9 protein-coding genes are annotated in these 10,769 nt (G+C 70.9%); 5 read left to right on the forward strand and 4 right to left on the reverse strand.

The window, feature by feature from the left end:
• From CCN51_RS46415 to CCN51_RS54660, 4 genes are all read right to left on the reverse strand, one after another.
• On the reverse strand, positions 1-2,900 hold a 2,900-nt coding region (locus CCN51_RS46415), incomplete at its 3' end, for a glycoside hydrolase family 3 protein (RefSeq protein ID WP_107426254.1).
• A gap of 187 nt (positions 2,901-3,087) precedes the next feature.
• Positions 3,088-3,459 (reverse strand): hypothetical protein, encoded by a 372-nt coding sequence (locus CCN51_RS46420; RefSeq protein WP_014181424.1) that lies wholly within the window; start codon positions 3,457-3,459, stop codon positions 3,088-3,090.
• Positions 3,456-3,683: a hypothetical protein gene (locus CCN51_RS46425; RefSeq protein ID WP_014181423.1), complete on the reverse strand. Its 228-nt coding sequence runs from the start codon at positions 3,681-3,683 to the stop codon at positions 3,456-3,458. The genes CCN51_RS46420 and CCN51_RS46425 overlap by 4 nt, the downstream gene beginning before the upstream one ends.
• 255 nt (positions 3,684-3,938) lie before the next feature.
• Positions 3,939-4,130, reverse strand: coding sequence for a hypothetical protein (locus CCN51_RS54660; protein WP_143676110.1), 192 nt, complete (start codon positions 4,128-4,130; stop codon positions 3,939-3,941).
• A 410-nt stretch (positions 4,131-4,540) separates the two neighbouring features.
• On the opposite strand from CCN51_RS54660, the gene CCN51_RS46430 reads away from it, so the two are divergent.
• From CCN51_RS46430 to CCN51_RS46445, 5 genes are all read left to right on the forward strand, one after another.
• On the forward strand, positions 4,541-7,642 hold the full coding sequence (locus CCN51_RS46430) for a discoidin domain-containing protein (protein ID WP_055414055.1): 3,102 nt from the start codon (positions 4,541-4,543) through the stop codon (positions 7,640-7,642).
• 72 nt (positions 7,643-7,714) lie between these two features.
• A complete protein-coding gene (locus CCN51_RS55420) occupies positions 7,715-7,858 on the forward strand; it encodes a hypothetical protein (RefSeq protein WP_158104768.1) in 144 nt (47 codons plus the stop codon).
• 93 nt (positions 7,859-7,951) lie between these two features.
• Complete coding sequence (locus tag CCN51_RS46435) at positions 7,952-8,377, forward strand: GNAT family N-acetyltransferase (protein WP_014181421.1); 426 nt, start codon at positions 7,952-7,954, stop codon at positions 8,375-8,377.
• Between the two features lie 194 nt (positions 8,378-8,571).
• On the forward strand, positions 8,572-9,909 hold the full coding sequence (locus CCN51_RS46440; protein ID WP_014181420.1) for a hemolysin family protein: 1,338 nt from the start codon (positions 8,572-8,574) through the stop codon (positions 9,907-9,909).
• Positions 9,906-10,769: hemolysin family protein (locus CCN51_RS46445; protein ID WP_086860937.1), on the forward strand; the 864-nt coding region annotated here is incomplete at its 3' end. The genes CCN51_RS46440 and CCN51_RS46445, both read left to right, overlap by 4 nt.

Consider the following 10,769-nt stretch of genomic DNA (forward strand, 5'->3'; position numbering starts at 1 on the left):
CCATGCTCACCGGGCGCGCGGGCCGCGGTCGTCAGCCCCCACCCGTACGGGTATTGCGGGTCGTACGCCGCGTCGCCCACGTTGATCGGCAGCTGAGCCTCGGACTTGGGCCAGGTCAGCGGCAGTTGCCCGGTGAAGGCCCGCTTGCCGTAGAGGACGTCGGCGACACCGTCGCCCTCCGTGCCGGGCAGCCAGGACGCGACAAGGGCGTCGATGTCCCCCAGCCGGTCGCCGATGAGCTGCGGACGCCCGGAGACGATCAGCACCGCGCACTTCATGGCGCCGCACACCCGGTCCACCGCGGCCTGGTCGGCCTCGGACAGCCGCAGGTCATGGCCGTTGCCGACGTCGCCCACCCCCTCGGCGTACGGGGTCTCGCCGACGACCACGACCCCGGCGTCGTAGCCGTCCGTCGGGGCGGAGGCGTCCTTGGAGTAGGTGATGGCCGAGTCCGGGGCCGCCTTCCGCATGCCCTCCAGGATCGTGGTGCCGTCGGTGTGCCGGCCGGAGGAGCCCTGCCAGGTGATGGTCCAGCCGCCGGTCTGGTTGCCGAGGTCGTCGGCGTTGGACCCGGCGACGTACACCTTCTGGGAGGGCTTCAGGGGCAGCACCCCACCGTCGTTCTTCAGCAGCACCTGTGACTTCGCGGCCGCCTCGCGGGCGACGGCCCGATGCCCCGCCGAGCCGATCCGGCCGAGGTTTGTCGTATCGGCGTACGGGTTCTCAAAGAGACCGAGCCGGAACTTGGCCGTCAGGATGCGGGAGACCGCGTCGTCGATCCGGGCCCGGCTGATCCGGCCGGCCTTCACCTCGTCGACGAGCGTCGTGTGGAAGTCCTTGTACGCCGTGGGCACCATGATCATGTCCACCCCGGCGTTCACCGAGGTGCGGACGTCGCTCGGGTAGTCGCCGGGGATCTGGTCGATGGCCTGCCAGTCGCTGATGACGAAGCCCTCGAAGCCCATCCGGTCCTTCAGCACGCCGTTGATCATCGCCCCGTCGGCGTGCATCTTGAGCGGTGCCTGCCCGTCGCCGAGGATGTCGAGCGAGGAGTACGAGGGCATGACCGTGCCCACCCCGCGATCCACGGCCTCCTGGAACGGCGCGAGGTGAACCTTCTCCAACTCCTCGCGGGTGACCTTGGTGACGCCCTGGTCGATGGTGTAGCTGCCGGTGGTCGAGGAGCCGTACTCGGTACCGCCGTCCCCCACGAAGTGCTTGGCGGTGGTCAGCACCTTGTCGCGGCGGTCGAGATCCTTGCCGCTCGGCGCGCCCTGCATGCCCTTGATGACCGTCTCCATGGCCGTGACCAGCGCCGGGTCCTCGCCGAAGGACTCGTACGCCCGTCCCCACCGCTCGTCGCGCGATACGCACACGCAGGGCGCGAAGTCCCAGGGGACGCCGGTGGCGCGCACCTCGGAGGCGGTCACCGCACCGGTCTTCTCGGCCAGCCGGGGGTCGCGGGTCGCGCCGAGGCCGATGTTGTGCGGCATGATCGTCGTCCCGACGACATTGTTATGGCCGTGAACGGCGTCCACGCCGTAGACCAGCGGGATCTGGAAGCGGGTGGCCTGGGCGCGCAGTTGGAAGGCGTCCACCATCCGCGCCCAGGCGGCGGGCGTGTTGGGGGTGGGCACCGACCCGCCGCCGGACAGCAGGGAGCCGAGGTTGTAGTCGGCGATGTCGCCCGGCGCGGTGAGCGCGTTGCGCTCCACCTGGGTCATCTGTCCGGCCTTCTCCTCCAGCGACATCCGGGACAGCAGGTCCTTCACGCGCCGCTGCACGGGGAGCCCGGGGTCGAGGTACGGCAGCCCGTGCGCGTCGATCACGACCCGTGGCGTCTCGGCGGGGGCCTTGGCGCCGGAGACGGCGAGATGGAGCGGGACGGTCTCGGCCGGTTCGGCGCCGCCGCCTCTCGCGGTGACGACCTCGACAGTGCGGGAGGTGCCGGAGGCGGTGCCGGCCGGGAAGGTCACGCTGCCCTCGACGGGCCGGTAGTCCTCACCGGAGGTGGCGGTGCCACCGTCCCCTTCGGTGGTGTAGTCGACGGTGACGGGTTCGTCGAGCGGCCCTGAGACGGTGGTGGCGACGGAGATCTTGACCCGGGCGGTCGCGCCCTCCTTGACCGGGTGGACGGCCGCGTCCGTGATCACCTGTGCCTTGAGCGAGCCGTCGGCCTTCCCGTACAGCTCGACCCCGTCGAGCGCGAACCGGCCCTTCTGGCCGGCCGGGAGGGTGACCGCGTACCCCCAGGTCCCGGTGAGGCCCAGGACGTGGTCGATGCCGCCGACCGGCTGGTAGTCGGTGCGGTAGCGGAAGTCGGAGAAGGGGATCTCGACGCGGTGCCAGCCCTGCCAGTCGTCGGTGAAGGACGTGGTCCACAGCTCGGATGCCTCGCCGTTGGCCCCGCCGTCCTTGATCTCGAAGTTGATCCGCTTGCCCGAACCGGGCGGCAGGGGCGCGGTGTTCTGGCCGTACCACCAGAAGCGGATGCCCTTGGCGGTGGACCAGTCGTGGGCGGGCCGGTCGAAGGCGAAATCGTGGGTGAATCCGCCCCAGCCGCCGATGTCGTACGAGCCTTCCAGCACCTTGACCCCCTCGGGGGCGTCGGCGCGCTCCACGAGCCTGAGGGCGGGCTGATCGTCGGCGTCGCTGCCCCAGGTGAAAATCCCCTCGGCGGGCGGCGAGGCGAACGGCACCTCTCCCTCGAAGCGGTCCACGGGGACGGGCGGCGGCTCGTCGGCCGCGACCGCGACCCCTCCGGTGAGGGGCAGTAAGGCGGCGACGACCGCCCCGGCGATGAACGACGCTGCTGTGGATCCGAGTCTTCCGTGCTGTCTCCGCTGTCTCCGCTGTCTCCGCTGTCCTCGCAGTCCTCGCTGTGCTCCGTTACGTGGCATCGCGGCTCCTTCGGATGGGCGGGCGGCGCGTGAGTCAACCCGCCCAACGGGGTGCCGTCAAGACTTGACGCCGCTATTGGCGGCCGTTCGGCTCAAACCGGCGCCCGGCCGGGCACTTCTCCTTCGAGGGGCGAATGCATGATGCACACATCAGCGCACATGGGGCCCGACGCGTGGGCACGCCCTCTCACGCGCTCCAGCTGCGCAGCTCGGCCGCGATGGTGTGGACGTCGGCGGTGCCGTCCTTGACCAGGCGGGCCAGGTCGCGGACGCGCTCGGGGGTGGTGGCGATCCTCAGTCCGCTGGCGATGAGGTAGGCGTACGCGACGGCGGACGCGAACAGCGCGTTGGACCGCTCCAGGGCGGGCACCAGCAGAAGCAGCTGGAGCAGCGCGGCGGCCCGGGTCTGGGGGTCGGTGTAGACGGGGGTGCCGAATATCTCGGCTTCGTGTCTGCTGACGGCGGCGACCAGCGCGCCATAGTCGGTGACCTGCGGGTCCCCAGGGGTGCTGCGCTCGGCGACCATCAACAGCCAGGCGAGGTCGATCCGCACGTTCAAGGGCGCGCCTCGCCCTCCTTGCCGAACTCCTCGTCGAACACGGTCCGGTACTGCTCCATGAAGTCGGCGGCCGCCTCCACGAAGGTATGGCCCACCTCTCCGGCATCCTTGCGGACGAGCTCTTCGATGTAGCGGTTCACGCTCATGCCCCGCTGCAGCGCGCGCTCCCGCGCCACCTCCGCGGTGGCCTCGTCGACCCGGACGTTCAGCTGTGTCTTCGCCACAGCCTGACGCTAGCGCCAATCCGCTAGCATAGGCAAGTCGGGTCTCGTATCGCGGGACGGCGGGCAATTCGATCGACGCCGCGTCCCGGCCGGTGAGCCGCGTGCCGGCCGGTGAGTCGCGTGTCGGCCGGGGATGGGATCCGGCCAAACCGTGCTGTTACCGGCACGCCCAAGATGTGCCGCAGCGCCTGCAGGAACCGCTCGGCAGACGACTGCTCTGGCAATCCCGCCCCCGGAAGAGGGGCGGGATTCAGCCTATATCGCCTCCAGCCAGAATGCCTTGCCCTTCGACGTGTTCTCGGACAGATCGACCGGCAGCCCCTCGGCACGGAGTTGCACGCCGGTGAACTCCCCCTTAGCGGCGCGGGCCTGCGTGCCGTCGTCGCCGATCGTGATGTCCGTGACGGCGTACCTCGTACGGTTTTGCGACCGTGGTGACGACGGCAAGGGCCGGCGGACCGGGCAGCGGAGCGAGCGGCGGCAACAGCAACGGGGCTGCGATCATCGGGCGACGGCCGTCGCGGTCAGGGCGCAGCTCGGGAGATCGGCGGCAGAGCGCGAGGCAGGACGTCGGCCGCGGGCCGCGTCGGGGTCCGCCGCGGCGCGAGGCGCGACCCGCCGCACGCCACAGGGACGACGGGTGACCGCAAGCGCTTTCGAAACCTAAGCGCCGTTCGACGGGCCGGTCAACAGGACTGCACGATCCAATCAGCCGGACCCTCGGCAGCCGGCGAGCACCCACGTGGCGCGCACCGTGGAGTGATCCGAGATGCGCCGGAACCCTTGACGCGCCCACGGGTCACCCGAAGAATGACCGCGTTCTCTGACAACGTTGTCCAATGGGGAGGTCGCGCCGCATGCCACAGCGAGACTCGGGGCTCACACGCCGTCAAGCCATGAAGGCGTTCGGTCTTTCCGGCGCGTTGGCAGCCTTCCCGCTCGCCCTCGGTTCAGGGCAGGCCTCGGCCGCCGCGGAACCGGACGCGATCGCGGACACGTACTACCGGGCCCTTCTCACCCACACCCGCTGGTCCGAGACCCAATGGGACCCGGCCCAAGGCCACTACACCGACAAGGACTTCGGCTTCGCGGTGGTGCTCGGCAACGCCGTCCTGCTGACCCGGGGCCCGTACGATGCCGAGCGCGCCGGAGTCGACAAGGACACCCTGCACGCCCGAACCCTCGCCACCCTGAAGCACTTCGCGGCATCGAACCGGCTGACCGGTGGCACCCAGTGGGGTCGGAAGCTGTTCTGGGACACCACCTTCCAGTCCTACTTCGTCCTGGCGGCACGCCTGCTCTGGGACGACCTCGACGAGGCGACGCGCCGCAGTGTCGACACCATTGCCCGCGAACAGGCCCAGTACACCGCGCAGTTGGGGACCGGCGACGATCCCGACTCCGGTGGCTGGACTCCTCACGGGCTCGTCGGCGGATTCGCGGGCGATACCAAGCTTGAGGAGATGGGCGTCTACACCCAGGCGCTCGCTCCGGGCCTGGCCTGGGCGGGCGACGATCAGCGGTACGACGCGTGGCGCGCCGCCTTCGGCCGGTGGAGCCGGAACGAGGCGGGGCTGCCGGCCGCCGACCTCGCCAACCCGGCCCGGGTGGATGGGATCGCCGTCAGCCAGAACACCGCGCACAACCTGTACGACACCTTCATCGTCGAGAACCACGGCTCGTTCGGCCCCCACTACCAGGAAGAACTCTGGAGAACCTCCGGGCGCAACGCCGCCCACTTCCTCGCCGCGGGCCGCCCTCTGCCCGAGGTGCTCACCGCCCAGCCCAACGCCGGTCCGCTGTGGCGCACCCTGCTCGGCGTGATGAGCGACGCGGGCGAGCCGCTGATGCCGATGGTCGCCGACCGCGAGCATCTCTACGGCCGCGACGTCATCCCGCTCGCCTTCCTGGCGCAGGTCGTCGGCGACCGCGCCGCCGCCCGCTGCGAACTCGCCCTGGCCGAACGGCTGGAGGCCTATCAGGCGTATCCGCCGCAGTACCGCCTCGCGAAGTTCTCGGGCGAGCCCAAGTACGAGCCGGAGGCACGCGCCGAACTCGCCATCAGCTACCTCCTGCACGAGTGGCGGGCACGGTCCGGACAGGCCCCCGTGCAGCCGCTCTCGCAACGCGAGCTCTTCGAGCAGGCGAGCGGCGTCATGGACTACGGCACGGGCCCGGGTCTCGTCTCCCATCAGTCACCGGGCGCGTGGGCCGGGGCGGTCAGCAAGTCCGGTTTCGTGAAGTTCGCCTGGCAGCCGGCGCATGACGACTGGCTGTTCGGGCTCAGCGGTACGACGCCGATGTTCCTGCCGAGCGCCGGTGCGAAGGTCACAGGGCGGTCCGTGGTCACGTACTCCCGGCTCCGGGACGGCTTCGACGGAAGCGCGAGCCTGCTCACGCTGGACGTCGGGTACGCCGGGTTCACCACGCTGCCGTCCGGCGCCGTCGTGTACGCGAGCTCCGGAACCGCTTACGGGGAAGGCCACTTGGAGGTGCGCAACCTGGACATGCCCGGGATGCCCGGCCTGGACGGGAGCCGTACCTATCGGGCGGCCGAGGGGAGCGCGACGGTCAAGGCGAGGGGCGCCACATCCACCCCCGGAGGTGCGCGCGTCGACGATCTCTTGTTCACCCGAGGCCAGTTCCGCCATCTGCGCATGCTCGGGGTACGCCCCGACCCCACGTACGGCTATTCGCTGTACGCCTTCGAGATACGTGACGGAGCCACGGGTACCGACCTGGCGCGCGGTGCCACGGCCGCCGCGTCCTCCTTCGACCCGGGCAAGGAGCCCGGGCTCACGGTCGACGGTGACGGCACGACCCGCTGGGCGGTGTCGCGTGCGGACCGTCCCCGAGCGGACAGCTGGATCGCTGTCGACCTGGGCGGATCCCGGTGCGTGGACCGGGTGACGCTACGCTGGGAGTCGGCGGCGGGACGCGCGTACCGGCTCCAGGGATCGACCGACGGACAGCAGTGGACCGATCTGGTCGCCTGGCCGCGGCCGGACCTCACCAGCCGCGGCGGGTGGCTGGACATCGACGGCCTCGCCGGTCTCGTCGTGCGGGGCGGCGCCAACCCGATCTCGGTGTACGGCGACACGGTCGTCCTCTCCGACGGGCCCGCCGAGAGCCTGCTGGTGGAAGGGCTCCCGGGCGCGACGCCGGAGGAACTGCGTGCCGCGGCCACCCGCAAGACCCCCTCGGTGCGGTCCACGGGCGTCAAGGCCGCGCTCACCGAGTTCCATCTGAGCCTCTTCAACCTCTCCTCGGACCCTGCGACCACCACGGTGACGATCCCGCGCTCGCCGTCCGGGGAAATCCGTCTCTATGAGGGCGTTCAGACCGTCACCGAGTCGGGCACGGACTACCGCGCCGAACTGTCCGCCGCGGCGGCCGTGTTGGCTCCTGTGCGCATCGTCCTCTCCGGGCGCCGCATTCCCGTCGGTCTGCGTGCCGAGGTGGTCGACGGCCGCACCGTACGGCTGAGCGGACCTTCCTGCCACGTCACCGTCTCGGCCCAGGGCAAGAGCGTCGGCGCCACGGTCCGCGCGGGCCGCGCGACCACGGTCACCGTGCCGCGCGCCACGGCATACCCGCTCGCCGACCTGGCACTCGGCCGCACCACCTTCCCGACCGCGCCGCTGCCGCCCGGTATGACGGACCCGAAGGCCGCGGTCGACGGAGACGAAAAAACCGCATGGACCGCCGGTCCCGACGGTCGCATGGTCGTCGACCTGGGCGCCGAACAGCACATCAGCGAGATCCGCACCCAATGGCGAGGCAGCATCCCGGCATCCCAAGTGGAGTTCAGCCTGGACGGCCGTACATACGACGGCGCGGTTCGGCTGTCGGCGCGCGGAGTCCTGAACACCGACCGGACGGCGCGCTATGTGGCGCTCCGGGTCATCGCCCCGGCTGACGGCCACGCCGCCCTGACCACCTTTACCGTCACCTCGTGACGAGCGCGCCCACGCCACCACCGGGAGCAACAGCCCGACGGGGACCCGCGCTTACATATTTGGTCCAGACCATTGACCGGTCCACTGCTTCCGGTTAGCGTCTGCGGCACCCTTTCCAAGGATCAGCCCCTCGCCGACGCCATGGGCGGCCCCCTGGACAAGACCGACGCCGCCCGCCAGCAGAGTGCCCTCGACCTGCTGAACGCCGCCTCCTGACCCCCGTCAGTCGCCCGTGCCTGGGCCTTGATGGCGATTCCTCAGCACTGAAACCGTTCGCCGGACACGGCGCCTCTCTGATTGTCTCGCCCCATGAGCAATCTCCGCATCCGCTGCGCCACCCTCTCGGACATCGCCACCGTGTTGCGGTTCTGGCGCGAAGCCGCGGAAGGAACGAGCATCAGCGACGACCACGACGGAGTGGCCCGACTCATCACAAGAGACCCTGGAGCCCTGCTCCTCGCAGAGCGCGACGGCCTCCTCACGGGGACCGTGATAGCCGGCTTCGACGGATGGCGATGCTCCGCTTACCGACTGGCCGTACACCCGGACTGCCGAAGGCAAGGCATCGCCACGGCCCTGATGGAAGCGGCAGAACAACGATTCATCACCCTGGGCGGGCGACGGGTCGACGCCATGGTCCTGGAAGCCAACGAACGGGCACACCATACGTGGGCTGCGGCCGGCTACCAGCGCGAGGACCACTGGCGGCGCTGGATCAAGCCGCTGGAATCCTGATGTGAGGCCCGGCCCTCACCGCCCTCCACTTTACTGATCCTTTACCATGGATCTGTCATGCATCCCCGCTCCGCAGCACCGTCGCATGATGCCCCCGAGTGAAGGGTGTGAGTGTCCGCCCATGGGCGAGCCTCCCGATAGCGACACCGCGCGTTCCTCCCGTCGCTGCCGGACCATGGGACATGGGTGAACCGATGACCGAAGTGCTCCTCCTGGCCGTGGCGCTCCTGCTGGCACTCGCCTGCGGCGGGTTCGTCGCGGCGGAGTTCTCCCTGACCACCGTCGAGCGCAGCGAGCTCGAGCGGGCGGTCGAGCGCGGGGAGCGGGGCGCGGCCAGTGCGCTGAAGGCCGTGCGCAGCCTGACCTTCCAGCTCTCCGGGGCCCAGCTCGGCATCACCGTCACCAACCTGGTGGTCGGCATGCTCGCCGAACCGTCCGTCGCCGTGCTGCTGGCAGGCCCGCTCAGGGCGATGGGCGTGCCGGACTCCGCCGTCCGCTCGGTCGCGCTGGCGGTCGGGACGGCGCTGTCGACGGTGGTGCTGATGGTGGTCGGTGAGCTGGTCCCGAAGAACTGGGCCATCTCGCGCCCGCTGCCCGTCGCCCGGGCCGTCGCCACCCCGCAGCGCGCCTTCAGCTCCGCCTTCCGCCCGTTCATCGCCCATCTCAACAACACCGCCAACCGCACGGTGCGCCGGATGGGCCTGGAGCCCGCCGAGGAGCTGGCCTCGGCGCGCAGCCCGCAGGAGCTGGTCGCGCTGGCCCGGCACTCCGCCCGGGAGGGCGCCCTGGAGGCGGACACCGCCGAACTGTTCGTACGGACCCTGAACCTGCGAGAGCTGACCGCGGAGAACGTGATGACGCCACGGGTGCAGGTCATCGCCCTGGACGTACGGGCCACCACCGAGGACATCGCCAACGCCACCCGCGCCACGGGCCTGTCCCGCTTCCCCGTCTACCGCGGCAGCCTGGACACGGTCGTCGGCACCGCCCACATCAAGGACGTGCTCGCCATCCCCGCCGAGCAGCGGCTCCGCCACCCGGTGTCGGAGCTGATGCGTGAGCCGCTGTTCGTCCCCGCGTCGCTCACCGTGGACCGGGTGCTCGACCGGCTCTCGGGGGAGCGCAGCATGGCCGTGGTCATCGACGAGTACGGGGGCACGGCCGGGGTCGTCACCCTGGAGGACATCGTCGAGGAGGTGGTCGGCGAGGTCCGCGACGAGCACGATCCGCATGAGAAGCCCGACCTGGCCCCGGTCGGCGCGGGTGCGGAGGGCCGGATGCTGTACGACGCGGACGGCGCGGCCCGCGTCGACCAGCTGGCGGCGGTGGGTATGCGGGTGCCGCACGGCCCGTACGAGACGCTGGCCGGACTGGTGGCCACCGAGCTCGGCCGGATCCCGGTGCGGGGCGACGCCCTGGAGGTGGCGGGCTGGGGCATCGAGGTGGTCGACGACTCCGGCCACCGGGCCGCGCGGGTACGGCTGCGGGCGCCGCTGCCGTACGCCGGGGATGGTGAGGGGGCGGCCCGATGACCCTGCTCCAGCTGCTGATCGGCCTGCTGACCCTGGTCGTCAACGCCTTCTTCGTCGGCGCCGAATTCGCCCTCATCTCGGTGCGGCGCAGCCAGATAGAGCCGCGCGCCGAGCAGGGCGACCGGCGGGCGCATGCCGTGCTGTGGGGCCTGGAGCACGTCTCCGCGCTGCTCGCCGCCGCCCAGCTGGGCATCACGCTGTGCACGCTGGTGCTGGGCGCCGTCGCGGAACCGGCCATCGCACATCTGCTGGAGCCGGTCTTCCACGCGGTGCGGCTGCCGCTCGGGCTGGTCCACCCCGTCGCATTCGTGATCGCGCTGACCGCGGCGACGTATCTGCACATGCTGTTCGGCGAGATGGTGCCCAAGAACGTGGCGCTGGCCGAGCCGGTGCGCACGGCGCTGCTGCTGGGCCCGCCGCTGGTCACCCTGGCGCGCGGCCTGCGCCCGGTGATCTTCACGGTCAACGCCTTCGCGAACGCCCTGCTGAAGCTGTTGCGGGTGGAGCCCAAGGGCGAGGTGTCGGCGACCTTCTCCGATGACGAACTGGCCCGGGTGGTCGTGGATTCCGGCGAGGCCGGGCTGCTGGACGACCGGGCCACCGAGCGGCTGCGGGACGCCCTCGAACTGAGCCGCCGCCGGGTGCGCGATGTCGTGCTGCCCCTGGAGCAGGTGGTCTCCGCCCGGCTCGGGGTGACGCCCGAGGAGCTGGAGCGGATGGCGGCCACGTCCGGGTTCTCACGCTTCCCGGTGGTCGACGACTCCGGGCGCATCCTGGGCTATCTGCACGTCAAGGACGCGCTGGACGCGCGCCCGCGCGACCTGCCGTTCCGCCTCGATCAGCTGCGTTCGATCGCCCGT

This window comes from Streptomyces milbemycinicus, from assembly GCF_002154605.1.
Taxonomy (GTDB): domain Bacteria; phylum Actinomycetota; class Actinomycetes; order Streptomycetales; family Streptomycetaceae; genus Streptomyces; species Streptomyces milbemycinicus.